The organism is Streptomyces viridifaciens, from assembly GCF_001888885.2.
GTDB classification, from domain to species: Bacteria; Actinomycetota; Actinomycetes; order Streptomycetales; family Streptomycetaceae; genus Kitasatospora; species Kitasatospora aureofaciens.
Window position 1 is genome coordinate 6,082,474 of the sequence record NZ_CP090841.1, and the last position, 26,130, is coordinate 6,108,603.

The 26,130-nt window shown below is 71.7% G+C and carries 19 protein-coding genes; 10 read left to right on the plus strand and 9 right to left on the minus strand.

From position 1 onward, the window contains the following. Nucleotides 1-16: 16 nt before the first annotated feature. Nucleotides 17-2,866: a DEAD/DEAH box helicase gene (locus BOQ63_RS34610; protein WP_072655544.1), complete on the minus strand. Its 2,850-nt coding sequence runs from the start codon at nt 2,864-2,866 to the stop codon at nt 17-19. Nucleotides 2,867-2,975: 109 nt separating this feature from the next. Next, entirely contained in the window at nt 2,976-4,166 is a 1,191-nt protein-coding gene (locus BOQ63_RS34615) for a serine/threonine-protein kinase (protein ID WP_046385410.1), read from the minus strand. Between the two features lie 225 nt (nt 4,167-4,391). On the opposite strand from BOQ63_RS34615, the gene BOQ63_RS34620 reads away from it, so the two are divergent. The 10 genes from BOQ63_RS34620 to BOQ63_RS34665 all read left to right on the plus strand — a co-directional run bounded on the left by BOQ63_RS34620 (nt 4,392) and on the right by BOQ63_RS34665 (nt 18,693). Next, on the plus strand, nt 4,392-7,475 hold the full coding sequence (locus BOQ63_RS34620) for an AAA domain-containing protein (protein ID WP_072655545.1): 3,084 nt from the start codon (nt 4,392-4,394) through the stop codon (nt 7,473-7,475). A gap of 138 nt (nt 7,476-7,613) precedes the next feature. Continuing rightward, a complete protein-coding gene (locus BOQ63_RS34625; protein WP_072655546.1) occupies nt 7,614-10,250 on the plus strand; it encodes a tetratricopeptide repeat protein in 2,637 nt (878 codons plus the stop codon). A 46-nt stretch (nt 10,251-10,296) separates the two neighbouring features. Then, nucleotides 10,297-11,262, plus strand: a complete 966-nt coding sequence (locus BOQ63_RS34630) for a Gfo/Idh/MocA family protein (protein ID WP_072655547.1) — start codon at nt 10,297-10,299, stop codon at nt 11,260-11,262. Between the two features lie 201 nt (nt 11,263-11,463). After that, a complete protein-coding gene (locus BOQ63_RS34635; RefSeq protein ID WP_079183875.1) occupies nt 11,464-13,062 on the plus strand; it encodes a serine hydrolase domain-containing protein in 1,599 nt (532 codons plus the stop codon). Nucleotides 13,063-13,120: 58 nt separating this feature from the next. Further along, nucleotides 13,121-14,719, plus strand: a complete 1,599-nt coding sequence (locus BOQ63_RS34640; protein ID WP_030287262.1) for a PucR family transcriptional regulator — start codon at nt 13,121-13,123, stop codon at nt 14,717-14,719. Beyond that, a complete protein-coding gene (locus BOQ63_RS34645; protein ID WP_197698007.1) occupies nt 14,716-15,588 on the plus strand; it encodes a GNAT family N-acetyltransferase in 873 nt (290 codons plus the stop codon). Before BOQ63_RS34640 ends, BOQ63_RS34645 begins: the two co-directional genes overlap by 4 nt. Then, complete coding sequence (gene menC, locus BOQ63_RS34650) at nt 15,585-16,694, plus strand: o-succinylbenzoate synthase (protein ID WP_072655549.1); 1,110 nt, start codon at nt 15,585-15,587, stop codon at nt 16,692-16,694. The genes BOQ63_RS34645 and menC overlap by 4 nt, the downstream gene beginning before the upstream one ends. Nucleotides 16,695-16,929: 235 nt before the next feature. Then, nucleotides 16,930-17,352 carry a MarR family winged helix-turn-helix transcriptional regulator gene (locus BOQ63_RS34655; protein WP_223886121.1) on the plus strand — a complete coding sequence of 141 codons (423 nt, stop codon included), beginning with the start codon at nt 16,930-16,932 and terminating at the stop codon, nt 17,350-17,352. Further along, nucleotides 17,349-18,254 (plus strand): DNA-3-methyladenine glycosylase family protein, encoded by a 906-nt coding sequence (locus tag BOQ63_RS34660; RefSeq protein ID WP_030555425.1) that lies wholly within the window; start codon nt 17,349-17,351, stop codon nt 18,252-18,254. Before BOQ63_RS34655 ends, BOQ63_RS34660 begins: the two co-directional genes overlap by 4 nt. Nucleotides 18,255-18,366: 112 nt before the next feature. Beyond that, entirely contained in the window at nt 18,367-18,693 is a 327-nt protein-coding gene (locus BOQ63_RS34665; RefSeq protein WP_030287252.1) for a hypothetical protein, read from the plus strand. A 38-nt stretch (nt 18,694-18,731) separates the two neighbouring features. Here BOQ63_RS34665 and BOQ63_RS34670 read toward each other — a convergent pair whose 3' ends face one another. The 7 genes from BOQ63_RS34670 to BOQ63_RS34700 form a co-directional block, all read right to left on the minus strand. After that, nucleotides 18,732-20,093: an MFS transporter gene (locus BOQ63_RS34670; protein ID WP_150476220.1), complete on the minus strand. Its 1,362-nt coding sequence runs from the start codon at nt 20,091-20,093 to the stop codon at nt 18,732-18,734. Between the two features lie 112 nt (nt 20,094-20,205). Further along, nucleotides 20,206-20,595, minus strand: a complete 390-nt coding sequence (locus tag BOQ63_RS34675) for an ArsR/SmtB family transcription factor (protein WP_033349928.1) — start codon at nt 20,593-20,595, stop codon at nt 20,206-20,208. Between the two features lie 26 nt (nt 20,596-20,621). Continuing rightward, a complete protein-coding gene (locus BOQ63_RS34680) occupies nt 20,622-21,890 on the minus strand; it encodes an MFS transporter (protein ID WP_141763674.1) in 1,269 nt (422 codons plus the stop codon). A 67-nt stretch (nt 21,891-21,957) separates the two neighbouring features. Beyond that, nucleotides 21,958-22,686, minus strand: coding sequence for a sulfite exporter TauE/SafE family protein (locus tag BOQ63_RS34685; RefSeq protein ID WP_072655550.1), 729 nt, complete (start codon nt 22,684-22,686; stop codon nt 21,958-21,960). Beyond that, nucleotides 22,686-23,579, minus strand: coding sequence for a polysaccharide lyase (locus tag BOQ63_RS34690; RefSeq protein ID WP_223886122.1), 894 nt, complete (start codon nt 23,577-23,579; stop codon nt 22,686-22,688). Before BOQ63_RS34690 ends, BOQ63_RS34685 begins: the two co-directional genes overlap by 1 nt. A 262-nt stretch (nt 23,580-23,841) precedes the next feature. Beyond that, complete coding sequence (locus BOQ63_RS34695) at nt 23,842-24,681, minus strand: aldo/keto reductase (protein ID WP_072655551.1); 840 nt, start codon at nt 24,679-24,681, stop codon at nt 23,842-23,844. A 51-nt stretch (nt 24,682-24,732) separates the two neighbouring features. Next, complete coding sequence (locus tag BOQ63_RS34700; protein WP_072655552.1) at nt 24,733-25,929, minus strand: MFS transporter; 1,197 nt, start codon at nt 25,927-25,929, stop codon at nt 24,733-24,735. Nucleotides 25,930-26,130 lie beyond the last annotated feature (201 nt).

Below are 26,130 nucleotides of genomic sequence, written 5' to 3' on the forward strand. Positions count from 1 at the left end.
CTGCTTCTCTCAGGGATCAGACGGCCTGGGGCGGCGTGGGGGCGAGCACGGCGAGGACGCGGAGCAGCGGGCGGCCGGTGGTGAGCAGCGAGTCGGCGATGCCGGCTAGGCGCTCCTTGGTGCGTTCGCCCGCGAGGGTCGGCTGCTCCCAGGCGCCGAGGCGGAGCCGGTAGTTCTCGATCGGTTCGCGCAGCGGTTCGTCCCAGGCCTCCCGGTGGTGCTCCAGGAACGCCTCCGCCCGCTCCAGCGCGGCCGGGATGGCGTCCTGCAGCCGGTCGACGGGCCAGTGCTTCAGCGGGTTGGCCATGGTGGGCCCGACACCGGAGCGGCGGAGTATCGCCACCATGTCGTCGTCGACGGCACCGTCCCGGGTGACCGCCATCCACTTGACCACCGTGGGCCGGCCGAGGGCGTTGGAGTAGACGCCCTGGATCAGGTACGTCGGCTCGGCGACGTCCGCGGTGATGACCAGCGCCTCCTGGCGCCCGAGGCGCACCAGCACCTTGTCGGTGAGCCACTCCACCACCGGGTGGAGATCGGTGAGCAGCGAGATCTCCGGCCAGCTGGACGTGGAGGACTCGCGGGCGCGCTGCAGGGAGTGCTCGGCGAGGCGCCGGTTGAGGGTGACCAACAGCCTTTCCCGAAGCCGCTGTTCGCGCACGTAGTCGAGGGGCAGCGCCTTGAGCCGGTGGACGAGGTCGGCCGGCGGGCGGAAGGAGATCAGGCCGGAGGTCTCGTCGCGGTCCATCTCCAGGGTGCTCTGGGCATCCGGGAAGACCTCCCGCAGGGCCTCGTCGAGGAACTCCCGGGTGGAGGCGAACAGGCGGGGCACGTCGGCGCGCGGCACGGAGGTGTCCTCGCCAGTGGGCTCTTCACCGACCGAGCCGAAGAAGTCCGCGAGGAAGTCGTCCATGCCGTCGCCTCCGTCGGGCCCGTCGGCCTGCGGGCGGTGCGCCTCCAGGGACTCCTCCACCGTGCGGCCGCGCAGCAGGTCCTGGATGAGCGACTTCTCCTCGGCCTCCGCGCGGTAGAGACCGGTGACGGCCTCCGCCGTGCCGAGCTTCTGGTGGGCCTCGCGCTCGCGGTCGAGCAGGCGCTCGGCGACGAGGGTGTCGTCCTTGGCGCCCTCGACCTCGCTGGTGAGGATCAGCGCGCGGAACTCCGGGGAACGGGCCTGGCCGTAGCGGTCGATGCGGCCGTTGCGCTGCTCGATGCGGATCAGCGACCAGGGCACGTCGTAGTGCACCAGCTGGTTGCACTGGCGGTGGAGGTTGACGCCTTCGGATGCGACGTCTCCGGTGAGCAGCACACGCACCGGGGTGTCGGCGAGGCCGAAGTCCTCGACGCACTGCATCTGCTGTTCGTCACTGAGGCCGCCGTGCATGAGGCGGACGGCGCCCTGGGCTGCCCGGCCCTTGAAGCCGAGGGCGGCGGGAAGGACGGAGTGCAGCCATTCCAAGGTCTGCACGCGCTCGGAGAAGACGACCACGCGGGTGTCGGAGCCGGGCCCCACCCCCATCGCCCGCAGCTCGGAGACGAGCGCGTAGAACTTCGCCGAGTCCGTGTCGGACATGGCGCCCGCGAGGTCGCGCAGCCGGAGCAGGGCCTCCCGCTCCGCCGCCACGGCGGATTGGATTTCCTTCTTCTCCAGCGTCTTGATCCGCGTCTCGACGGTGGCCTTCAGCGCGGCCGGCGAGGACAGGAAGGACTTGAGCAGGGTGTAGGGGAAGAGCGGCACATCGCTGACCGACTTCCGGCCGTTGGACGGCAGCCAGACCTCGGCCAGCTCCTCGAAGACCTTCTCCTCGGCCGGAGTGGCCGCGCAGCGCACCGAGTGGGAGGGGCCGCGGTCCGCCCACTGCCCCTTCATCTGCTCGCGCACCTCTTGGCTGATCTTGGTGCGGCGGATGAAGAGGTGCTCGATGTCCTCGGCCCGGTAGTTCTCCGGGTCGCGGATGGCCGCCGGGTCGAGCAGGCCGATGAGTTCGGCGAAGGACTTCGCGTCGCCGTTGTGCGGGGTGGCGGAGGCTAGGATCAGGGCGTCCGTGCGCGGGGCCAGGATCTGGGCGAGCTGGTTGCGGAGCGAGCCGCGGTTGATCAGGTTGTGGGATTCGTCGATGACGACCGCGTCCCAGCTGATCCGTTCCAGGTGGTGCTTGTACTGGTCGGTGTTCTTCAGGGTGTCGATCGAGACGATCACGCGCTTGAAGTAGGTGAAGGGGTTGCGGCCCGCCGGGATCTCGCGCTGGATCCGCTCGATGCCGACCGAGTCCAGTCGGATCAGCGGGATCGCGAAGCGTGTCCACAGCTCGTGCTGGAACTGCTCCAGCACGTGCTGCGGGGTGACGACCAGGATGCGGTCCCCGCGTCCGCGCCGGATCAGCTCGGCGAGGGTGAGCCCGATCTCCAGGGTCTTGCCGAGGCCCACCACGTCGGCGATCAGCATCCGGGGCCGCAGGTTGCGGCCGGAGAGCGCGAGCTGGGCCGGACGCTGCTGGTAGGGGAGGGAATCCAGGAGGAAGGAGTCGGCCAGGGCGAGGCCGCGTTCCGACTGGGGCAGGGCGGTCCGTCGCAGCACGGCCTCCAGGAAGAGGCGGGAGCGGCGGAAGTTCGGCGAGTCGTCGGCGACGAGCTTCGTCTTCCGGGGGTCGACCAGCTCGATCCGGTCGAGGGCGGTGAAGAAGACCGCCTCCTGGTCACGGACGAAGTCCGAGACGCCGACCACTTCGACCCGGGCGCCGTCGTGTTCGGTGAGCGAGCTGTTCCGTACGAGCCACACTTCGTCCCGAACGAAGACCTGCGCGCCCGCCGGATACGGGTCCTCCACGGCCCCGGTCGGTTCGGCGCTGCTCAGCTCGGGGGTCACCCGCTGCCTCCTGTGTTCATCGTGCTGTGCGGTGGGGGCGGCCGTCCTCCAGGGACAGCGCACCAGGTGAAGAGCTTACGGCGAGTGCGAGGAGAGGACCGGGCCTCGGTCAGAACGGGGCCTTGGCGGCGTAGACCTCGCGCAGCTGTTGAGCTGTGCGACGGGCCTGCAGGGATCGTCGGGGCGTACGGGGCGCCGATGCCGAGGGCGGGGCAGGCGTCGGCCCGGGCGCGTCGGTGGGCGAGGTTGTCACCGCGGGGACGTCCCTGAGTGTCGGTGTGTAGCCGGGGTTTTCGTCCGGTGCGGGACCGGGCGGCGGGGCGACGGTCGGCGCTGGGGCAGGAACCGTGGTTGCGTCGGCCGGGGCAGGTTGGAGGAGTTGCACGGTTTGGGTGGTCGAGCCGGGCCCGGGAGCCGGACGCGCTGCGGTCAGAGCTGTCAGGCGCCGGCGGGCCTGGGCGACCTTGAGGCCCTGGGTCTCGATGACGGCGCGGAACTCCTGGACGACGGAGGGAAGGGACGGTCGGTCCCTGGCCTCGTGGGCCAGCATCGAGGCCAGAATCGGTGACAGCTCGGCCGGGACACCAGCCAGGTCCGGCGGCGTGTCCCGATCGGTGACCATGTGGAAGAGCACATTGATGTTGGCGGCCTGGTAGGGGTACCGGCCGGTCAGTGCGAAGAGGAGGACCGCTCCCAGTGCGTACGCGTCGACCGCCTCCGTGAGCGGCTTCACGCCGTTGGCCTGTTCCGGCGCCATGCACATGGGTGTGCCGACGACCGTGTTCGGGGCGGTGAGGGAGGAACCCGACTCGGCGAACACCGCGAGGCCGAAGTCGATGATCTTGGGACCGGTGGGTCCCAGCAGGACGTTCGCCGGCTTGAGGTCCCGGTGCAGCAGTCCTTGCTTGTGCACCAGGGCGAGGGCCTCGGCGAGGGTCGCGCCGAGCGAGGCCACCAGGACGGCCGGGAGCGGGCCGTACGCGTCCACATGCCTGCGGAGATCGGCACCCTCGACGTACTCCGTGGCCAGCCACGGTGGCTCCGCCTCGGGATCCGCGTCCAGGAAGGCCGCGACCCGGTTTCCCCAAACGGTCTTGAGGATTTCGATCTCCTGGGCGAAGCGCAGCCGGGTCTCCGAGTCGACCAGGGAGGGCTTGATCACCTTGACCGCGGCCTGTTCCCCGCCCGGGGATTCGCCGAGGTACACCTGACCCATGCCCCCCTGACCGATCCGGGCGAGGAGTTCGAAACCACCGATCTCGGGCGGGTCCTCGGGGCTCAGGGGAGTTGTCGTTTGCACGCCCGTCCTCGTCGTGGTGGTGATCGGAGTCCTGACTACGGCCACCGTAGTGGACCCTGCTCGATCGAGCGGGTGGATCGGGAGACGTGGCCACCCGGCCCGCGCGGGTCTGTTCTCGCGGTGAGTCCGCCGGGCTCGGCGGTTGACGGAATCCGCCCCTGGTGTCGGTCGCACTCCGTACAGTGGTCGGAACACTGTGCACGCGCAACGGGGGAACGCACACCTATGACACAGGCCGAGCAGCCCTACCCGGTCACCGAACTCCTGGCCGCCGTGCAGGCGGAGATCAGGGCGGAACGTCGCGACGAGGCCAAAGAAGCGGAGAAGGCGGCGCTGTCCGGTGGGCAGCAGGTCTCCGCGGCGGAGGGGCGGTACGAGTACCTCTTCGGCTGCCGCCGGTGGCCGGCGTCGTTCGACGGCAGTCCCGTCCTGGTGCGCCCCTCCCAGGCTCGCGGTGCCTGGATCCCCGGTGAGGCGTCCCCGATGCCGGACGGAAAGGTCAGGCTCGTGCTGGCCGAGAGGCTGCCGGCCGGTGTGCGCAACGTCCAGGTGCGGAAGGACGATTCGGCGGGCCTGGTGGTGCTCGCGGAACGCCTGGAGGCGGTGGGCTCGGACGACGGCGGCATCCGGGTCGAAAGCGCCGGGTGGATCGTCGGACAGGGGGCACCGGCGGTGGGCCGGGTGTCGGACCCCGGGCGGTGGGTGGCCGACTGGCACGGGCTGAAGCTCAACCCGCGTCAGCGGACCGCCGTCGCCCAGGCCCTGGCGAGTGAGGTGCTGTTCCTCTGGGGGCCACCGGGAACAGGGAAGACCGATGTCGTCGGCCACATCGTGGAGGGCAACGTCCGTCAGGGGCACAACGTCCTGTTCCTGGCACCGACCAAGGTCGCCGTCGACCAGGCCCTGGAGCGGATCTGTGACCTCTTGAAGGCCGAGCCGGGCTTCGCCGAGGGCCTCGTCCAGCGGGCCGGGGAGATCGAACTGCCGTCGTTGCGCGAGCGGTACGGAGACTTCGTCGATCCGGCCCGGATCGCGGGTCGGGTCTCGGCGCAGTTGGACGAGGTGGTACGGGCGGCGAGGGAGGCTCTGCAGAGGGCCCGGGTCGGGGTCGCCCTGTACGACGAAGTCCGGGAGCTGGAGCAGCGCCTCGCCGAGGACCGCAAGGCCCACCGGAGCGTACTCGAATCGGCTGGGGGCGCGGAACGGGACGCTCTGCGAGCAGAGGCCGAGGTGGCCCGGCTGCGGCTGGCCATCAATGAGGTGGGAGAACCGAAGGGCCTCTTCGGCGGGCGGAAGGAGAAGCAGCTCACGACGCTGCGGGAGGAACTCGCCCGGGCCACCGAGACCTCCTTCACTGCTCAGTACGTCGGAGCGGCCGCCCGGAAGCAGGCGGAGGAACTGACTGCCCGGATCAGTGCGACCAGCGGAAGCCTTGAGACCCTGCGGCCCCGGCTCGTCGGTCTTGCGGCGTACACGGCACTCGTCCACGAAGTCGGCGCCTTGCAGGAGCGCATCCAGGAGTTCGAGCGGCAGCTCGCCCGGATCCAGCAGACCGTACGGTCCCGGTGCCGCGTCATGGGGGCGACGGTGGCCAAGGCGGTCCAGTCGCGCAAGCTGCTCGACCGGGTGGACGTCGTGGTGGTGGACGAGGCGGGCATGGTGAACCTGCCCTCGGCATGGCTGGCGGCGGGCCTGGCAGGCAAGCGGATCGTCGTGGCAGGCGACTTCCGGCAGCTGCCCGCCGTTACCAAGGGGGACAGCGACCGGAAGGCCACGGAGGACGAGCGCGCGCATGCGCGGTACTGGGCTGCCCGCGACGCCTTCCATGCGGCCGGCCTGGTGAGCGAGCACGGCTCCGTTCGCCAGGACCCGCGCCTGGTGGCGCTGGACACCCAGTACCGGATGCGCGAGCCGATCTGTCGTCTCGTCAACGCGGTCGCCTACCCCGACGCGCCGCTCGCCACCGGTCGCGCCGACAGCAGCCGGATCCCGTCCAACCCGCTGGTCGATGTCCCCGTGATCCTCATCGACACCTCCAGGCAGCGCATCCCGGGGCCGGACCACCGGGCCAACACCGTGAACGAGGCCGTCGTCCACGAGCTGATCCGCGGCCTCCAATACGAAGGGGTGCTCCCCGGCCGGAAGTGGGGGAGCACCGAGGTCGGACCGGGGTCGCGGGCAACTGATCGGCTGGCCGTGATCGCACCGTACAAGGCGCAGGTCAAAGCACTGAAGGGAAGCCTGAAGTACCGCTTCGGCGAGGATTACGAGGGCCTGGTCGACACCATCCACCGGTTCCAGGGCAGCCAGCGCCCGATCGTCGTCTTCGACACCGCCGTGGGCGCCGGAAAGGACCCGGGCATCTTCTACGCCGGGACCGGCCTCTCCTCCCAGACCTGCCGCCTGCTGAACGTCGCGCTCAGCCGGGCCCAGGACCACCTCGTCGTCGTCGCTGACGTCGAGCATCTGCGGAAGCACCTCAGTGTCCACAGCGAAGCCCGGGTCATGCTCGATCACCTGGAGAGCCATGCCCAGGTGATCTCGGCCGACCAGCTGATCCCGACGCGTGACGCGGCGCAGCTCTCGGTCCTGTCCGAGGAGGAACTGGCACGGCCCGCCTTCTTCCCCGCAGACGAGGTGCAGAAGGCCGTGGAGTGGGACATCGCCCGGGCCCGGACCAGCATCGAGGTCTACTGCGCCTTCCTCGACCCGCAGCCGGTGCGCCGTTGGTCGGCTCTGCTCGGTGCCCGAGCGGCTGAGGGCGTGCGGGTCGTCGTCCACACTCGATCACCCGAGGAACAGCGGGAAGCGGCCGGAGCAGCCCGACATCAGAAGCAGATCGACGTCCTCGAGGAGGCCGGGTGTCAGGTGGACTTCCGTGAGCGGATGCACGAGAAGGTCCTCATTCTCGACAGCACCGTGCTCTGGCACGGCTCGCTCAACCTGCTCGCGGGCAGCGGGCCGACCGATCTGATGATGCGCTTCACCGACCCGGCGTCCTGCGAACGCGTCAGCCGGGTGATGGACCGGGCTCGCAAGGAGCGGGCTGCGTGGAACCCGAGGGCTGCCGGGGGAAGCACCAACAGCGCGGGACCGGCTTCGTCCGCGCCCACTCCGCCCGGCGCGACCGGTGCGGCGGGCATCAGGCCCGGTGACACCGTCAACGGACGGCTCTACCTCATGGTCCCTTTCGGGGAGAAGGACGAGGCCAAGTCGCTCCTCAAGGCCCAGTGGGACGGGCCGAACAAGCTCTGGCACGTCGACGCCGCGCGGGTCACCCGGGAGCAGGCAGCCCGCTGGCTGCCGTGAGGACAAGGCATGCGCAACTGGGCGTTCCTGTCCTGCCGGGGCGACTTGTGGCGCGATATTGAGAGCTGACACGATCTCAGATATGCATCCCCGCATCGCGGACAGGACGTCGTCGGGGAGGCGCGGAGAGGGGACGGGATGGCACGGGTGAACCTGCGGGCCGCGTTCATGAGCGGGCTGTCGTCCACTGTCACGGCACAACAGGTCTTCACCGACCGGGTCAACGAGGTGGCTGCCTTCAACCGGTCGGTCGAGGGGTTGAGCCGAACCCTGGACGGGGCCGATGTCTCGCCGGTCGTGGACCGGGCGCAGGGGCGCCGCAACGTCCTGACGCTCTACGGGGTCGGCGGCATAGGGAAGACGACGCTCTCGCACGAGCTGGAGCGCCAGCTGCTCGCCGGGGCTGCGGCCGAGGGGCGGGACGACGTCGTCACCGTCCGGGTGGACCTCTCCGAGGACGGCGCCCGGGACCTGGAGGGCTTGCTGCTGCGTCTGCGTTCCGGGTTGGGGCAGTTGGGCAGTCGCTGGCCAGCCTTCGACCTGGCGCTCGCCTCGTACTGGGCCCGTGCCCACCCCGGGGAGGCCCTCCAGGACTTCCTCGACGCCTCACCGGCCCTCCGTAGGGCCTCCCGCAGCATCGGTCTGGGCGAGCAGATCGCGGAGACCGTGCGGGAGGTCGACCCCGCGGGTCTCGGCGGGCTGACCGGACTGGCGCACCGTGCAGCCCTGGCCACCTATCGCGCCGTCCGGGACCGGGTGCGCGAAGGACGGCTGCTGGCGGACTGTGAGCTGTTCGCCGAACTGATCGAGGCCGACGCCGACTACGAGACGCTGTCGTACTTCCCGTACCTGCTGGCCTGGGACCTGGACCGTATTTCCCACCGGAGCCGGTCGGACCGGCGGCCCACGGTGTGCGTGTTCCTCGACACCTTCGAGGTGCTCAACGGGGGCGCCGACCGCACGGTGGAGCGACTGGTCCAGCGTTGCGTCTACCTGATGCCCAACGTGCTGTTCGTGATCACCGGCCGCAACCGGATCGACTGGGCCGACTCGGGCGCAGGCGGCGAACTGGACTTCACCGGCCCCGAGTGCTGGCCGAACCTGCACTTCAGCAACGACACGGTCGAACCCCGCCAGCACCTCGTCGGCTACCTCTCGGATTCCGACGCCGACAGCTACCTCAGCGAGGCACTCACCCGGGACGGTGAGCCCGTGATGCCTGTCGAAGTCCGCCGACGCATCATCGCGGGCGGCCAGGGCCTGCCGCTGTACCTGGACCTGTCGGTGTCCCACTTCGTGGCGCTGCTCGCCCGCGGAGGGCAGCCGTCGGCGGCCGACTTCGGTGGCACGTTCACGGCGGTGGCCACCCGGTCGATCCGGGACCTGCCCCGGGAGGAGCGCGACCTCGTCCGTACAGCGGCGCTCACCGACCGGGTCGGTGCTGATCTCCTGCGGGCCGGACAGCCCAACGTCTCCGACGGCAGCGTGGCCCGATTCCTTCGCCGGCCGTTCCTGACGCACGACGACGCCTATGCCCTGCCGTACGCGCTGCACGCGGCGCTGCGCCACGCCATCCGCGAGGCGGACCGCAGCCTGCCGGACGGCTGGTCCGACCGCGACCGCAGCGAGGTCGCGGTCCGGTTGCTCGCCTGGTTGGGCGATCGGCTCGGATCGTCTGCCGACCGGGTGACCACTGCCCAGGTCCTGGAGTCGGGCCTCAAACTCTCAGCCGAACACGGGGTCTTCGCGGACTGGATGGCCCGGGCCACGCAGCGCCTCGTCGAGGCCGGACAGTGGTCCGAGTTGGGTGCTGGACTTCCCGCCGAACGGGTGGGGACGCCGGAGTACCGGGCAGTCCTCGCCGCCGTACGAGGTGTCCGACTGCGTCGCACTGGACACGCCGCCGAGGCGGTCGGACTGCTCGACGGCGTGGGGCAGGGCCTGCCGCAGGGCAGCCCGACGGCGCAGCTGGTGCAGATCCACCTCGCCCACGCACTGCGCAACCACGGTGACTACACCAAGGCAGCGGAGATCTACCGGGCACTGGTGGGCGGTGAGTTCGACGCGGTGGCCAGGTACTGGCTCTGCGACTACGACTACCTCAACGGACGGTTCCGCACGGCGCTGGGTTCGCTCCGGGACCAGCGCAGCCGGGGGCCGGAGGACGAGGGCGAGCGGTTGAGGCTGATCGGGCACATCTGGCGGGTGAACGCCCGTTTCGACGAGGCGAGGGCCGCGTACGCGGAGGCGATCGACCTGGCCCGGCACGAGGGCCTCGCCGCCGCGGAGGCGAAGGCGCTGGCCAACCTGGCGCAGACCGCCTGTTGGTCCGGCGAAGTCGATGCGGTGGCGGATGCGGCGACCCGTGCGAGGGACCTGCTCGATCTGGTGCCCAACCCGGTGGAGCTGGTCAAGATCCGCTCCGCCGAGGCGGTCGCGTACACGGTGGCGGGCGACGCCGGGGCCGCCGTGGAGGCGGTCGGCGGAACCCGTCGGTTGGCGGACGGCATCGGCTACCGTGGCGGCCACAACCTGGCCGATGTGGCCCAGATTCTGATCGGTGTCCTCGGTGGCGACCACGACGGCGTCCGCAGCACGCGGGCCGAGCTCGACGCGCGAACCCGCAGGTCGGGCGGCAACACCTACTGGGTTCCGATCGTGACCAGCTGGATCGAGGGCGTTCCGCAGGCCACGGAGCACGATCCCCGGGTCGAATGGATCGACGGCGCGGCCGTGTCATTGGGCCGGTGGGCGGAGGTGGCCACGCGACGATGAGACGCGAAGGCTCTGGGCCCGAGGCCGGACAGGAGGAAGAGAGCTCATGACCGGTCCTGCACATGTCGATCCGGTACGTGTCGGCCTGGTCGGGGTCGGCATCATCGCCGAGACTCACCTTGCCGTCCTGGCCGAACGAGACGACGTCGTCATGGAGTTCACGGTCGACTCACGGCCGGTCGAACCGGTGGAGTTCCGGGGCGCCACACCGCCCCACTACAGCAGCCTCGCCCAGGCGCTCGAAGCGCACCAGCCGGACCTGGTGGTCCTCGCCACCCCGACGGAGACCCACGCCGAGCTGGCGGTCCTGGCCCTTCTGCGTTCCACGGCGCGCGTGCTCGTGGAGAAGCCGCTCGTACACGACCTCGCCTCCCTCATGGAACTGTGCGAGCTGGACGGCAAGGTCGATGTACGGGGCCGCGTGTTCACTGCCCATCACTTCGCCTTCTCCCCTGAGGTCGACTGGGCGTCGGAGCTGATCGGCGTGAACTCGGGCTGGGGGCCGATCACAGCCGTGACCTCGGCCTTTTACGACCCCTACGTCCTGCGGGGGCCTGAAGCCTTCGCTTCGTACGTCTCCAGTTGGACGGATTCAGGGGTGAACCAGCTCAGCATGCTCACCCGATTCGTCGACCTCACCGAAATCACGTCCGCCCGGCAGACGGACGGCGGTGCAAGTGCCTGGTGCACCGTGGACTTCCGTTCCCATGGCGAGGTGGGTACAGCCCGGCTGCGCAGTAGCTGGCTGACCGGTACCAGCAGCAAGGAGAGCAGCTTGGTGTTCGGCCGCTCCGGCGTGGAAGTCTGGATCGACCACACTGCCATGACCGGATTCGCGGCACGGCAGGGGGAGTTGCTGGGCTCGTTCGGCAACGACGGCCGGACCGCGCGGAAGATCGCCCATTATCGCCCGCTCTACGCCAGCCTGCTCTCCGGTCGACCGGACCCGGTGCTCGGCTTCGATGCTGCGGCGACGATCACCGCAATCCATCGCGCGGTGCCGGGAGTGTGATGGAGGTCGGCTGCAGTCGGTCTCCTCCGGAAGGGCGCTCAACGGCCGGTATGGCACAGGCCCGCGAGGATTGGATGGGTACTGACCGAACTCCTGACGTCAGGAGGCGTGAGGGCATGTCCTTCCGGCCAACGTTGGGCGAGCGGACTTTGCCGGTCAGGACAAACCTTCCGGGCAGTCGTGGCTGAGAGCCTGTGGCGCATGGGCATCTCAACAACACTGTCCGAGGTCGTGGGCTTGGCGGTACGCCCGGGGGACCCGGGACTGTCCGTCGGGATCTACACCGAGGGGAAGCTGATCCACCAGGCATCGGCGGGGCTGGCGTGCGTGGAGTTCGAGGCGCCGGTCGACACCCGGACCCGGTTCGACATCGCCTCCATGAGCAAGCAGTTCACCGCCGCGGCGGCGTTGCTGCTGTGCCGGGACGGGCTGCTGTCGCTGGACGACGACATCCGGACGCACCTGCCCGAGCTGAAGTTGGCGGTGCCGGTGACCGTCGGTCAATGTCTGCGGCACACGGGCGGTCTGCGGGACTGGCTGGCCCTGACGACGATCGCCGGCCGCCCGCTGGCGAGGATCACCCAGGATCAGACGCTGGCCTTCGTGGCAGCGCTGACCGAGGTCGACTTCGAACCGGGGACCGCGTTCTCCTACTCCAACACGGGGTACGTCCTGGTCGCCTCGCTGGTGCGGCGGCTCACCGGTCGCACCCTGGGGGAGTTCACCACGGAGCGCATGTTCACACCGTTGGGCATGAACGAGACCGTGTTCCGCGAGGACAGTCGGGAGCCGTTGCCGCGATTCGCCTACGGGTACGACGTCACCCGCGGTGCCGTCCGGCGCGCCGACACCGAGGAGTCCGCGGTCGGCGACGGCGGCCTGGCCACCAGCGTCGCCGACCTGGTGCCGTGGTTCGGGTTCCTGCAGGACGGCCGGGTCCTGGGCGCCGACATCCGCGACGGGCTGTTGCGGCGGGTCGACTCCGGGGACGGCGAGGAGCAGCCGTACGCGCTGGGTCTCTACCACACGACGATCGTGGGCCACCCGGCGTTCGGCCACGCCGGCGGTGTCCCCGGGTACCGGTCCCAACTGCTGTTCATGCCGGACGCCGGCCTCGGCGTGGCGCTGCTGAGCAACAACTCCTCGATCCACGCCGCGGAGCTGGCCACCCAGGTGCTGCGGCTGGCCGCCGGGCTGCCCGAGGACGATGCCGTCGAGCTGATGGCGGACCCGGTGGCCGCCGAGCCCGCTGCCCGGCTGACGGGGGACTGGCTGGATCCGCGATCCGGCCTCACCCTGCGGATCGACGCCGTGGGCAACGGTCGGATCCGCGTCCACGGCGCGCCGCCCGCCGGCGAGTTCGCACCGGCCGTCGACGGCAGCTGGCAGGGCCTGGAGGACAGCGCGGGCTCCTGGCTGCGGGTGTCGTCCGGCACGATCAGGATCGGATCGGTGTACCGCCCCGGCCGCGCCGCGGAGTACTGGCGCTGTCCCCCCACGGATGCCGGTGCCACGCTGCCACCGGCCGTCTACCGCAGTCCGGAGCTCGGCATCCTGGCGACGGTCACCCGGGACGGCACGCTCGAACTCGGCCTGGAGTTCGTCGGGACGATCGAACCGGCACCGGACGGCGCGTTCCGTGCGGGCGGCCTGATCAGCCTGCGCCCCAGCGGCGACGACCTCCTGATCAGCACGCACGGCGTCCACCGGATGCGCTTCGTCAGACAGCCCGACGACGCCGCCCCCCTGGGACTTCCCCCCGGCCTCAACCTCGCCACCACCTGGCCGGTGAACGAGTGATCGCCGACGGTGAGTTCACCGGCGAGCGCCGGGGCCGGATGCTGCGATCGGAGCGGCGGTGACAGCCCCCGCCGGGATCACCCTCGGGGTCGTGCTCGACAGCCTGGGAACCGATCTCCTACGGCCGCTCGCGCTGCCACGGGGCCGGGAGGTCGCCGTCGGGGCGCCCACGATCCATGACACCGAGGCCGCTGGGGCAGGGCTGACCGACGCGATCGTCCTGGTGCCCGGCCGGCTTACCGCCGACGTCCTGGAGTGGGCTGCCGAACACCACGCCAAGGCGGTGGTCATGCGAGCCGGAGCCACGGACACGGCAGCGCTGACACAGGCGGCCGAACGGACCGGCGTGGCGCTCCTGGAGCGCAGTGCCGAGATCTCCTGGGGGCAGCTCTACACCCTGATCGACGCGCTGCGTGCGATCACGAGCCCGGTGTTCGAGCCGAACAGGCACCGGTCCACCGACCTGTTCGCCCTGGCCAACGACATCGCCGTGCGCGCCGGCGGCGCGGTGGCGATCGAGGATCTGTCCATGCGCGTGCTGGCCTACTCCACGGTCCCGGGCCAGCTGGTCGACGACGCGCGTCGGGACGGGATCCTCGGCCGCCGGGTGCCGGACCACCCGACCCACGCCGAGGAGTACGCCGCTGTCCTGCGGTCCGACACCGCGGTGTGGAGCTACGAGCCGAAGGAGTACCGGCCGCGCCTCGCCATCGCCATCCGGGACGGTGGCGAGGCGCTGGGCACCATCTGGGTGCTCCAAGGCGACGAGTCCCTGGCGGAGGAGGCGGCAGACGTCCTCGCCGAGGGCGCGCGGCTGGCCGCGCCCCACCTGGCCCGGGTCAGCCTCGCGGCGGACGCCGAGCGCCGGCAACGGGCCGAGCGGCTGGGCTGGTTGTTCCGCGGTCTGGGAGTGACCCGGGAGCTCGCCGACTCGTTCGGGATACGCTTCGACGCCCCGGCGACCGTGCTGGTGATCGGCCGCTTCGGTGACCCGGCCGGTCACGCGCGAGGCGTGTCGCCGGATTCCGCCGCCGAGTACGTCGGCGACCTGCTGCGGATGGGGCTCTCCGCCTACCGGCTGGGAGCCGCCGCGGGAGCGCTGGACGGTCAGGCCGTGGCGGTGGTCGACACGGCGTCCGACGCGCCCGTGATCCAGCTGATCATCGCGACGGTGCTGGCTCGGGCGAGGGACACCCTGGGCGGCGGCTGGCGGGCGGGGATCAGTCGCACCGTTCCCGGCCTCGCCGACATCTCGACAGGGCTGAGCCAGGCCAGGCAGGCGCTCAAGGTGGTGTGCGGACCGTTCGGCAAGGCGGAGATCGGACGGCATGAAGAGCTGGCCGCCCCGATGTTCCTGCGGGACGTGTACGAGGCGCTCCGGTACCGTCCGGCCCTGGACGCGGAGCCGCTGTCGACGGTGCTCGACCATGACGCCCGGCACGGAACGGAGTACGAGAAGACGCTGCGCTGCTGGATCGCCGGGCACTACGACGTGCCACGGGCTGCGGAAGCCATGACGCTGCACCCCAACACGTTGCGGCACCGGTTGCGCCGGCTGGCCGAGCTGATCGACATCGATGATCCGGACCTGCGGTTGGCGCTGGCGCTGCAACTGCGGCTACGGCTGCCGGACATCGGCACAAAGGAGGCCAGGTGAACTCGGGCCTGGACGCCAACGGCCCGCGGCGGTCCGCCGAGCAGACTCGTCACATGGTCGAATTCCCTTCCGCTGTCGCGGAACGGGCGGACGTCCGAATTCAGTTGCTTCGGACCGTGCCCGAACTCCAGCAGGCCGAGGCGGTGTTGCGTACCGTGTGGAACACCCCGGACCTCGCCGAGCCACCCTTGGCCCTGGACGTCATGTGCGCGCTCGCGCACACCGGCGGCTACGTCGCGGCGGCGTATCTCGGGACGGCGATGGTCGGCGTGACCGCCGGGTTCCGGACCATCGGGGACAGTCTGCACTCGCACGTGGCCGGCGTGCTGCCGGGAATGCACGGGCGCGGGATCGGCGCGGCGATGAAGTCGCACCAGCGGGAGTGGGCCGCCGAGGTGGGCCTGTCGTCGATCTCGTGGACGTACGACCCGCTGATCCGCCGCAACGCCTACTTCAACCTGCACCGGCTCGGGGCGGTCGCTGAGGCGTACCTGCCCGACTTCTACGGGCCGTTGGACGACGGCATCAACGACGGCGACGACTCCGACCGGCTGTTCGTCAGGTGGCCGGTGCACGCGACGCCGCACGCACCGGCACCGCCACCGTTGCCGGACCCGGCCGCGGCGGAACCCGTGCTCGAGGAGGACGGCAACGGCGAGCCCCTACCGCGCGCCGCGACCGGCGGCGTACTGCGTTGTGCCACCCCGGTGGACGCGGAGTCCCTGCGGCGAAGGGATCCGGCCGCCGCCCGGCGCTGGCGGTCCGCGATGCGCGAGGCGCTCGGTGGCGCCCTGGAGAACGGTTACCGGATCGACGGGTTCGACCGGTCCGGCTGGTACGTCCTGCGACGGAAGGAAGCATCGGAATGAAGCTGCAGCAGGCGGAGTTGCGTGAGGTGGCCCTGCCCCTGGTCGCGCCGTTCCGGACCGCGCTGGGAACCCAGGAACACCGGAACTCGCTGCTGGTCAAGGTGACCACGGCCGACGGCGCCGTCGGCTGGGGCGAGTGCGTGGCCGACGACGATCCGACGTACAGCGCCGAGTACCTGGCCGGGGCCCGGGAAGTGGTACGTCAGTTCCTGCTGCCCCGGTTGTCCCGGGCTCCCGAGCTGACCGCGGCGCTGGTGCCCGAGCTGCTCCGGCCGGTCAGGGGGAATCCGATGGCCAAGACGGCCATCGAGATGGCGGTACTGGACGCCGAACTGCGCACCGCGGGCATCAGCCTCGCCCAGTACTTCGGGGCGACGCGGACCGAGCTCGCGGTCGGCGTGTCGGTCGGCATCACGGACACCGTCGATGAGCTGATCAGCGCCGTCGACGGCTATCTCCGCGCGGGCTACGCCCGGATCAAGCTGAAGATCGAACCGGGCTGGGACATCGAGCCGCTGCGAGCGATCCGGGAGACGTTCGGCCCGGACATCGCCCTGCAGGTGGACGCCAACACCGCCTACGGTCCGGCGGACCAGCCCCACCTGCGCCGGCTCGACGCCTACGGGCTGACGCTGATCGAGCAGCCTTTCGCCCCGGACGACCTGCTCTCTCACACCCGGCTGGCGGCTCGCATGGACACCCCGATCTGCCTGGACGAGTCGATCACCTCGGCCCGGGACGCGGCCACCGCCATCCGGCAGGAGGCGTGCTCGATCGTGAACATCAAGCCCGGCCGGGTCGGTGGGTATCTGGAAGCCCGCCGGATACACGACCTGTGCCTGGCGAACGGCGTACCGGTGTGGTGCGGCGGCATGCTGGAGACCGGGCTGGGACGGGCGGCCAACCTGGCGCTGGCCGCGCTCCCGGGCTTCACCCTGCCCGGCGACATCTCGGCCTCGGCCCGCTACTACACCCGCGACATCACCGCCCCCTTCGTCCTCCGCGACGGCCGACTGACCGTCCCCACCCGCCCGGGGATCGGCGTCCTCCCCGACCCCGATGCCCTGCAAGCCGCCACCACCTCCACGGAGCTCCTCACCCTCTGACCGGTCGTGGGGCCCGAGCCACGTCCGGTGTGTCGGACCGACCCCGTCGTGGATCACCGGGCGTGCCTTCACGCGGGGGCACATCTCACGGCCGGGGCAGCTCGTCGGCGAGGCGATATAGTAAATGCGCATAGTAAATCGGACGAGGGGGTGCCCCGTGGGGGAAGCGGTGCCGGAGGGCGGGTTCGAGCGGGCGGGGAGGCCGACGGAGAGTCCGGGGTTCCTGCTGTGGCGCGTGACCTTGGCGTGGCAGCGGGCGCTGGCGGCCGCGCTCAGGCCGTACGACCTGACGCACGTGCAGTTCGTGCTGTTGGCGGGAGCGTGGTGGCTCGGGATGGACGAGGGGGCGCCGACCCAGCGGCGGTTGGCGGAGCACTCCGGGACGGACCCGATGATGACCAGCCAGGTGCTGCGCACGCTGGAGGGCAAGGGGCTGGTGGAGCGGGTTCCGGATCCGGCCGACAGCCGGGCCAAGCGGGTGCGGGTGACGGAGGCCGGGGAGGCGCTGCGGGAGCGGGCGATGTACGCGGTGGAGGAGGCCGATGCCGGGTTCTTCGCGCCCGTGCCGCGCGGTGACGCGCTGGTCGTGCTGAACGCGCTCTCCGGGTCGCTCGCGCCCGTGGCCGCCAGGGCAACCCGAAGGGGGGCTGGGGCATGACGACGGACGCATCGCGCCTGTACCTGACCGACATCCGGCTGCCCGCCCGGGAGCCGTTCGACTTCCGGGCCTCACTCGGGTTCATCGGCTCCTTCCCGGCGATGGCCGGGCAGCAGGGCACCGGGCAGGCCGCGCTCACCCTGGCCGTCCGGGAGGCCGGGGCGACCGTGGGCGTGCGGCTCACCGCCGCGCCCGGGGCGCCCGGGCTGGTCGGGCGGCTCGCCGCGGAGCGGCCGGTCACCGAGGAGGTGCTGCGGGCCGTCACCGAGCGGCTCGACTGCTACCTGGGCCTGTCCGACGACCTGACCGAGTTCTACCGGCTGGCCCGGCAGGACGAGCCCTTCGCCCGGGTGGTGGAGCGGCTGCACGGCTACCACCAGGTCAAGTTCCCGTCGCCGTTCGAGCTGCTCTGCTGGGCGATCCTGTGCCAGCGCACGCCGATGCCGGTGGCCCGGGAGGCGAAGCGGGCGCTGGTCGAGGCGGTCGGCAACCGGATCGACGTGGGTGCCGAGCGGCTGTGGGCGTTCCCGGACGTCGAACAGCTCACCCGGTTCGACGAGGGCGAGCTGCTCGCCCTGATCGGCAATCCGCGCAAGGCGGGCTACCTGTACCGCTCGGTGCGGCTGTGGGCCGGACTGGACGAGCACTTCCTGCGCACCGGCCCGTACCAGGAGGTCCGCGAGCAGTTGCTGACGCTGCCCGGGATCGGCGACTGGTCGGCCTCCTTCCTGCTGATCCGCGGGCTCGGGCGGATGGAGCGGATCGAGCTGGACAAGGAGATGGGCCGGGCCCTCCAGCGGGTCTACCGGCGGCCGGTCGACGAGGCGGAGTTCCGCCGGCTCGCCGAGCACTACGGCCCCTGGCAGGGCTACTGGGGGCACTACCTGCGGGCCGGCGGCTGACCGGGGACGTGACGGGGGCGGGAGCGGTCCCGTTGCGGCGTACGGGCGGACCTGCCCGGACAGGCCTCCGATGGCCGGGCGCGGCGCAGGGCCCGCGGTTAGCCTGGCCCGCATGTACAACGACGGTCTGGTGACGTGCACCGCGCGCGAGCTCGTGATTCGCCGGTACTACTTCCCGCTGGCCTCCGCCAAGCGGATCCCGTACGAGCGGATCCGCGGCCTGCAGCAGGTGCCGCTGAGCCGGCTCGGTGGGCGGTGGCGGATCTGGGGTTCGGGGGACTTCGTCCACTACTTCAACCTCGACCCGGGGCGGGTGGACAAGAGCGTCGCCTTCGTCCTCGACCTCGGGGCGCGGGTGAAGCCGGTCATCACCCCTGACGAGCCGGACCGGCTGGTCGCGGCGCTGGCGGAGCACCGCATCGAGGTGACCCGGGGGTAGCCGCCCCTCCAGTCGTGCGCAGGGCGGCCGGGCGGGGCTCAGCCGAGGGCCGGGCGGTGGCGGGGCCAGCTGGGGTGGTGCTGGTCGATGACGTAGTGGTGGCCGTGCTGCCAGGCGCCGCCGCCGGCCGGGTGGGCGTCGGCGAGGTGGGGGTGGCCGACGGGCAGGTCGGTGTGGAGGTGGCTGAGGGTGTCCGGGTCCCGGGCGGGCCAGAGGGTGGTGGCGGTCACGGCGGCGACGAGGGCGAGCGCGCCCAGGACGACGGCGGTGGCCGGGAGGCCGGCGCCGGCGGCGAGCCAGCCGGCCAGCGGGTAGGTGAGCAGCCAGCAGCCGTGGGACAGCGAGAACTGGGCGGCGAAGGCGGCGGGCAGGTCGGGGTCGGCGGCGGAGCGGCGGATGACCCGGCCGCCGGGCGTGAGGACGGCGGAGCCGGCGGCGCCGACCAGCGCCCAGGAGGCGAGCAGGGCGAACCAGGTGCCGGTGCCGGCCGGGGCGGCGGTGATCGCGGCGGCGGCGGCGAGCACGCAGGGCAGGGCGAAGGCGGCGGGCAGCATCACGGACCGGTCGCTGACCCGGGCCAGCAGCCGGGGCAGCAGTACGGCGGCGAGCATCGAGCCGACGCCGTACGCGCCGAGGGCCAGGGAGACGGCTCCGGCCGGGCGGTGGAAGTGGTCACGGACCACGTTGACGGTGTCGACGAAGACGATCGCGCCCGCGGCCGCGACGGCGAGGTCCAGGGCGAGCAGGGCCCGCAGCCGCGGGGTGGCGCGGAACAGCCGGGTGCCGAAGGCGGCCTTGCGGTAGAGGCCGCCGCCGCGTTCGACCGGTTTCGGACCGGGGAGGACGGCGGAGACGACCAGGGTGGCGGAGGCGAGGAAGCCGGCCGTCGTCCCGGCGAACAGCCAGTTGTAGGAGACCACCGAGAGCAGCAGTGCGGCGAGCGCCGGGCTGAACAGCGACTCGAAGTCGTAGGCCATCCGGGACATCGACAGCGCCTGGGTGTAGTCGCGTTCGGCGGGCAGCACGTCCGGGATGGTGGCCTGGAAGGTCGGGGTGAAGGCGGCGGAGGCGGCCTGGAGCAGGAAGATCAGGACGTAGATCTGCCACACCTGGTCGACGAACGGCAGGGCGAGGGCGACGGCGGCCCGGGTGAGGTCCATGCCGACCATCAGGGTGCGCGGGGGGACCCGCCCGGCGAGGACTCCGGCGACGGGCGCGACGGTCACGTACGCGATCATCTTGATGGCCAGGGCGGTGCCGAGTACGGCCGAGGCGTTGTTCCCGGCGATCGAGTAGGCCAGCAGCGAGAGCGCCACGGTGGCCAGGCCGGTGCCGATGAGGGCCACGACCTGGGCGGTGAACAGGTGGCGGTAGGTCCGGTTGCGCAGCACGGTCAGCATGGGCCCGTCCCGGGGCGGCGTCGGAGGGGTACGGGCTCATCATAGTTAATGCGTGCGTACCTGTGCACCTGTCGGCCGGGTCGAACGACCCCCGTGGAAGGGGCACTCGGGCTCAGTCGTGCGGCGGCAGGTGGGCGATCTGGTGGTCGGCGACGTTCAGTGCCTCGTCGACGAGCCGGCGCAGGTGCCCGTGGCGCAGTGAGTAGACCACCCGTCGCCCGTCCTTGCGGGTGGTGACCAGCCCGGCGAGGCGCAGCTTGGCCAGGTGCTGGCTGACCGACGGCCGGGCGGCGCCGGTCGCCCCGGTCAGCGTGGTCACGTCCGCCTCGCCCCGGCCGAGCCGCTCCAGCAGTGCCAGGCGGGTGCGGTCGGCCAGCAGGGCGAGCACGGACGCGGCCACGTCGAGCCGCGCCTCGGCCCGCTGCTGCGAGCGGTGTGCATCTGCCGGATCTGTGCCGGAACTCATGGCGTCATCGTACGGCCCGTGCGCATGTGCGCTCATGCCGACGGACGGAACCGGCGCTGCGGTCAGCCCGCGGACGGCTCGACCGCCAGCTCCTCGGCGGCCGGCGCCGGGGCGGGTTCGAGGTCGCCCAGCCGCGGGATCACGATCAGGGCGGCGAGGATCAGGGCTCCGGCGATGACGATCGGGGTGCGGACGCTGACGGTGGCCCCGATCCAGCCGCTGAGGCCGGCGCCGATCAGCATCCCGATCCGGGTCAGCATCAGGTAGCAGCTGTTGACCCGGCCGAGCAGTTCCTTCGGCACGGTCTGCTGGCGCAGCGAGATCGCCTGGACGTTCCAGGTCACCACCCCGAAGTTGCCGAGGGCGAACAGCGGCGCCACCACGAACACCGAGGGGCTCAGGCCCATCAGCAGCAGCGACGAGCCCATCAGGACGAAGGAGAGGGCGATGCGGGCCCGGCGGCCCATCCGCTCGCTGATCCGGCCGGCCAGCATGCTGGCCGCGGTGCCGCCGGCCACGCCGGTGGCGAGGACGGCGCCGTACGCCCAGGTGGGTTCGCCCAGGGTGCGGGTGACCAGCAGCGCCATCATGGTGATGCCGAGCGCGGAGGCGCCTCCCGCCAGGGCGGAGAGCGAGGCGACCAGGCGCAGTTGCTTGTGCCGGTAGAGCCAGCGGACGCCCTCGCGGACCTCGGCCATCACCCGGCGGTCGGACTTCGCGCGGGGGGCGCCGGAGCGGCCGGTCGCGGCGACCAGGAGGGCGGCGACCGCGAAGGAGGCGCCGTCCACGGTGAACGGGTAGCCGGCGGCGACGGCGAACAGCGTGGTGCCGACCATCGGGCCGATCATCCGGCCGACCAGCAGGCCGCCCTGGAGGCGGCCGTTGGCGACGTCCAGCCGGTCGGAGCTGACCACGTCCGGGATGGTGGAGGTGGCGGCGTTGACGAACACCGTCTCACCGCAGCCCAGGACGAAGGCCAGGGCCGCGAGCAGGGCGAGCGGCGGGGTGCCGGAGAAGACGCAGGCCGCGAAGCCGAGCACGATGGCGGCACGTCCGAAGTCGATGGTCCACATCAGCCGGCGGCGGTCGAAGCGGTCGGCGATGACCCCGCCGAACAGAGCCATCAGCAGCCAGGGCAGTGATCCGGCCACCGCGACCACGGACACCGAGGACGGGGAGTCCGAAATAGCCAGTGCGAGCAGCGGCAGCGACGAGTCCCGCATGCCGTCGCCGACCGCTGAGATCGACGAGGCCGACCACAGCATGGCGAATTTCCGGCCCAGTTGGGGCCTGGTGCGGTGCGGGGGTGTCGCAAGGCTGGCTGAGGTCACCGACGCAGTATGGCATGACCGCTACAGATTTGGCCGCCCCTTCACAGAGCATCCCCAGCCGGAAGTCTCAGAGTCCGGAAACCCCCTTGACGAGGGTGCTCACTCCGCCCGCGAGGGCCAGCCCCAGCACCACCGTCCGGGCCCGCGGCTCCGGCACCCGGGTGGTCAGCAGCCGGCCGGCCACCGCCCCGCCGGCCAGCGCCACGGTCACCAATCCCCAGGCGGGAGGGTTCAGTTGGGGAACGCCCTTGACCGCCAGCGAGAAGGCGTTCACGACCACACCGTACAGCTGGGCGTTCGGCACGAACTCCCGGGCCGTCCAGCCGGAGTTCACCGCGTAGAGCGAGACCGCCGGGCCGCCGACCCCGGCCGCGGAGTTCATCAGCCCGCTGGTGGCGCCCGCGACGACCGCCCCGCCGACCCCGCGCAGGGCGGCCGCCCGCACCCCGCGGATCACCAGCAGGGCGGCCGCGGTGACCAGCACGCCGATGCCGACCAGCAGTTCCGGCGTGGGCACCGTCGCCGCCACCCAAGCCCCCGCGGGTACCGTGCAGACGGCCGCGGCCATCAGCGGCAGCATCGCTCCGGGCCGGACCTGCCGCCAGCTCCCGGCCAGCCCGACCGCACTGATCGCCAGCGCGGCGAAGTTCGCCAGCGTCACCCCGCTGTTCGGACCGAGCAGCAGCACCAGGACGGGCGCCGCGACCAGGGCGAAGCCGAGCCCGGCCAGCCGCTGGACGGTGGCGCCGAGCAGGACCACCAGCCCCAGCAGCAGTTCGCCGCTCCAGCCGCTCATCAGTGCTGGACGCCGGCGGAGAGCGAGAAGTCGGCGAAGTACGCCTGCTGGGTGCTCGCCGGGCCCCAACTGGTGTCGTGGCCGCCGTAGAAGGTGGAGAACAGCACCCCGCCGAAGGGGATGGAGCCGATGCCGGAGGCGGTGCCCTTGGCGGCGTGCACCTGGCGGCCGTCGTACCAGACGGTGATGTCGCCGGTGCCGCGGTCCACCAGCTGTTCGACGGTGTGCCAGCGGTCGTCGGCCTGGAAGTGCCAGTCGCCCAAGCCCTCGTCCACGCCGTAGCCGGTGGGGCCGGAGTTGCTCGGGGTGTAGAGGTAGACCTCGCCGTTGTCGGGGCTGCCCTTGGCGGCCCGCCACATGTAGCGGGTGGACCAGCCGGCGCCGTGGTTGCCGCCGGACTCCTCGCCGATCTTCCCGCCGTACAGGCCGGGCAGCTTGCCGGCCTTGCCCCAGTCGCGGCCGGCGGGGAACCGGACGGAGTACTTGAGGTCCAGGGTGCGGCCCTGGGCGAGCGCGGACAGGCCGAGGGCGTTCAGGTCGGTGTAGAACTGCCCGCCGCCCGGGTTGGGGCAGTCCGTGCAGGAGTTGGCGGAGGAGCCCGCGCCGTACGTCACCCGCAGCGCCGGGCCGCCGCCGGGGGCGGCCGGGTTGGCGACGGCGCCGAAGTCGGCCGCGCCCCAGGCGCCCTGGTCGGCCACGCCCCAGGCCCGGCGCCACTGCGGAGTGCCGTAGTCCCGGAATCCGCCGGTCCAGGCCGCCGCTCGGCCCGGTACGGGCGCGGCGGCGGAACCGGCGGTCGGGTGGTCCGTGGCCCGGGCCGGGGTGGCCGCGCAGCCGGCGGTGGCGAGCAGGGCCAGTGCGGCCAGGGCGGCGGTGCGCGCGGTGCGGTTCATCCGGGCTCCTCGGTCGGCGGGCGATTCCTACCGATCATGCCGCACGGCCGAGTTGTGGTCGGGCAAAGGAAGGGGAAAGGACTGTGGCCAGGTGGGCGGTTCACGGGGAGGGTGAACCGCCCACCCGGCCACGGCCGTTCTACGGGCTGCCAGGCCGTCGGCGTCCGGTGCGGGGTGTCGAGGCCGTCACGGGGAGGCCCTGAAGAGCTCCTCGGCGTCGGCGTGGGCCTTGGTGACGCCGTCGGCAGGCCGTCGGGGTGGATCAGTTGAACTGGTCGGGGTGCGGGCCGGTGCGCAGGCCGCGGTCGGTGGCGGCGATGGCGGCCATGTCCTGTTCGGTGAGTTCGAAGTCGAAGACGTCGAGGTTCTGGCGGATCCGGGCCGGGGTGACGGACTTGGGGATCACGATGTTGCCGAGCTGGAGGTGCCAGCGCAGGACGACCTGGGCCGGGGACCTGCCGGTGCGCCCGGCGACGGCGGTGACGGCCGGGTCGTCGAGGACGGCGCCCTGGGCGAGCGGGCTCCATGCCTCGGTGGCGATGCCGTGCCGGGCGTGGAAGGCGCGCAGCTCGGCCTGCTGGAGGCCGGGGTGCAGCTCGACCTGGTTGACGGCGGGGACGAGTTCGCTGGTGTCCAGCAGGCGCTGGAGGTGGGCGGGCTGGAAGTTGGAGACGCCGGCGGCGCGGATGCGGCCCTCGGCGGCCAGGCGCTCCAGGGCACGCCAGGTGTCGAGGTAGAGGTCGCGGGCCGGGGTGGGCCAGTGGATCAGGTAGAGGTCGACGTGGTCGAGGCCGAGCTTGGTGAGGCTGGCGTCGAAGGCGCGCAGGGTGGCGTCGTAGCCCTGGTCGGCGTTCCACAGCTTGGTGGTGACGAACAGGTCCTGGCGTGCGAGGCCGGAGGCGGCCAGGGCGCGGCCGACGCCGGTCTCGTTGCCGTAGACGGCGGCCGTGTCGATGCTGCGGTAGCCGGCCTCGAGGGCGGAGCCGACCGCGGCGGTGGTCTCGTCGTCGGGGACCTGGAAGACGCCGAAGCCGAGCTGGGGGATCTCGACGCCGTTGTTCAGCTTCACGCTCGGGACGGTCGGGACGTCGGAGGTGCTCATGGTGTCTGCTTCCTTGCTGCTCATGGCGGTGCTTCTGCTGGGGAGTCGGGCTCAGTGGTGGGCGGGGATCCGCGGTGCGGCGGCCGGGTCCGGGGCGGCGGTGCGGTCGCGGCGCTCCAGTGCGGCGGACCAGAGGGCGAGGACGAGCGCGGCCGCGGCGAGCAGGGCGCCGACCCAGTTGGGGGCGGTGTAGCCGAGGCCGGCGCTGATGACGATCCCGCCGAGCCAGGCCGCCAGGGCGTTGCCGAGGTTGAAGGCGCCGATGTTGACGGCCGAGGCGAGGGTGGGGGCGCCGTGGGCCTGGTCGAGGACGCGCTTCTGCAGCGGGGGGACGGTGGCGAAGCCGAGGGCGCCGACGAGCAGGATGGTGGCGGCGGCGGTGATCTCGTTGTGGGCGGTGAGGGTGAACAGGGCCAGGACGAGGGCGAGCCCGCCGAGGGTGCCGTAGAGCATCGGCATCAGGTGGCGGTCGGCGAACCTGCCGCCGAGCAGGTTGCCGAGGAACATGCCGACGCCGAACAGGACGAGCAGCCAGGTGACGGCGCCGTCGGAGTAGCCGGTGACGTGGGTCATCATCGGGGCGATGTAGGTGATCGCGGCGAAGACCCCGCCGAAGCCGAGGACGGTCATCGCCATGGCGAGCAGGACCTGGGGGTTGCGGAAGGCGGTCAGCTCGCGGCGCAGGTGGGCGCCCTCGGGGCGGGGTACGGCGGGTACGAGCCTGGCGATGCCGAGCAGGCCGACCAGCCCGAGCGCGGCGACGGCGGTGAAGGTGGTGCGCCAGCCGACGGCCTGGCCGATGAAGGTGCCGAGCGGGACGCCGACGATGTTGGCGACGGTCAGTCCGGTGAACATGGTGGCGATGGCGCCGGCCTTCTTCTGCGGGGCGACGAGTTCGGCGGCGACGACCGACCCGATGCCGAAGAACGCGCCGTGGGCGAGCGAGGTGACGATCCGCCCGGCGAGCATCAGCGGGAAGCTGGGGGCGACGGCGGAGAGCAGGTTGCCGACCGTGAAGAGGGCCATCAGCAGCATGAGCATGGTCTTGCGGCTGATCCGGGTGCCCAGAACGGTCATCAGCGGGGCGCCGATCACCACGCCGAGCGCGTACCCGGTGACCAGCAGGCCGGCGGTGGGGACGGACACGCCGTAGTCGCCCGCGATCTGGGGCAGCAGGCCCATGATCACGAACTCGGTGGTCCCGATCCCGAAGGCCCCGATGGCCAGGGCGAGAAGTGCGAGGGGCATGGCGCGACCTCCGTGCGATTGCTAGTGCGCCTTACGTGCCTCGACAATAGTTGCAAGCGCGCCATAAGTGCAAGTGCGGGCATTCGCCTGGCGCGGTGGACCTGTGCGGGAACATGCTTGCATTCGCGTTATATCTGCCCTCGAAAATATTTCAGGGCAAGCCCTATCCTGGAGTCCTGCTCGCACCTGGAAGGAGACCCG

Bases quoted from the DNA above. Each gene is read 5' to 3' on its own strand.
- BOQ63_RS34620 (WP_072655545.1), top strand. From the start codon at position 4,392: ATGACACAGGCCGAGCAGCCCTACCCGGTCACCGAACTCCTGGCCGCC.
- BOQ63_RS34625 (WP_072655546.1), top strand. From the start codon at position 7,614: ATGGCACGGGTGAACCTGCGGGCCGCGTTCATGAGCGGGCTGTCGTCC.
- BOQ63_RS34630 (WP_072655547.1), top strand. From the start codon at position 10,297: ATGACCGGTCCTGCACATGTCGATCCGGTACGTGTCGGCCTGGTCGGG.
- BOQ63_RS34635 (WP_079183875.1), top strand. From the start codon at position 11,464: ATGGGCATCTCAACAACACTGTCCGAGGTCGTGGGCTTGGCGGTACGC.
- menC (WP_072655549.1), top strand. From the start codon at position 15,585: ATGAAGCTGCAGCAGGCGGAGTTGCGTGAGGTGGCCCTGCCCCTGGTC.
- BOQ63_RS34660 (WP_030555425.1), top strand. From the start codon at position 17,349: ATGACGACGGACGCATCGCGCCTGTACCTGACCGACATCCGGCTGCCC.
- BOQ63_RS34665 (WP_030287252.1), top strand. From the start codon at position 18,367: ATGTACAACGACGGTCTGGTGACGTGCACCGCGCGCGAGCTCGTGATT.
- BOQ63_RS34670 (WP_150476220.1), bottom strand. From the start codon at position 20,093: ATGCTGACCGTGCTGCGCAACCGGACCTACCGCCACCTGTTCACCGCC.
- BOQ63_RS34675 (WP_033349928.1), bottom strand. From the start codon at position 20,595: ATGAGCGCACATGCGCACGGGCCGTACGATGACGCCATGAGTTCCGGC.
- BOQ63_RS34685 (WP_072655550.1), bottom strand. From the start codon at position 22,686: ATGAGCGGCTGGAGCGGCGAACTGCTGCTGGGGCTGGTGGTCCTGCTC.
- BOQ63_RS34690 (WP_223886122.1), bottom strand. From the start codon at position 23,579: ATGAACCGCACCGCGCGCACCGCCGCCCTGGCCGCACTGGCCCTGCTC.
- BOQ63_RS34695 (WP_072655551.1), bottom strand. From the start codon at position 24,681: ATGAGCACCTCCGACGTCCCGACCGTCCCGAGCGTGAAGCTGAACAAC.
- BOQ63_RS34700 (WP_072655552.1), bottom strand. From the start codon at position 25,929: ATGCCCCTCGCACTTCTCGCCCTGGCCATCGGGGCCTTCGGGATCGGG.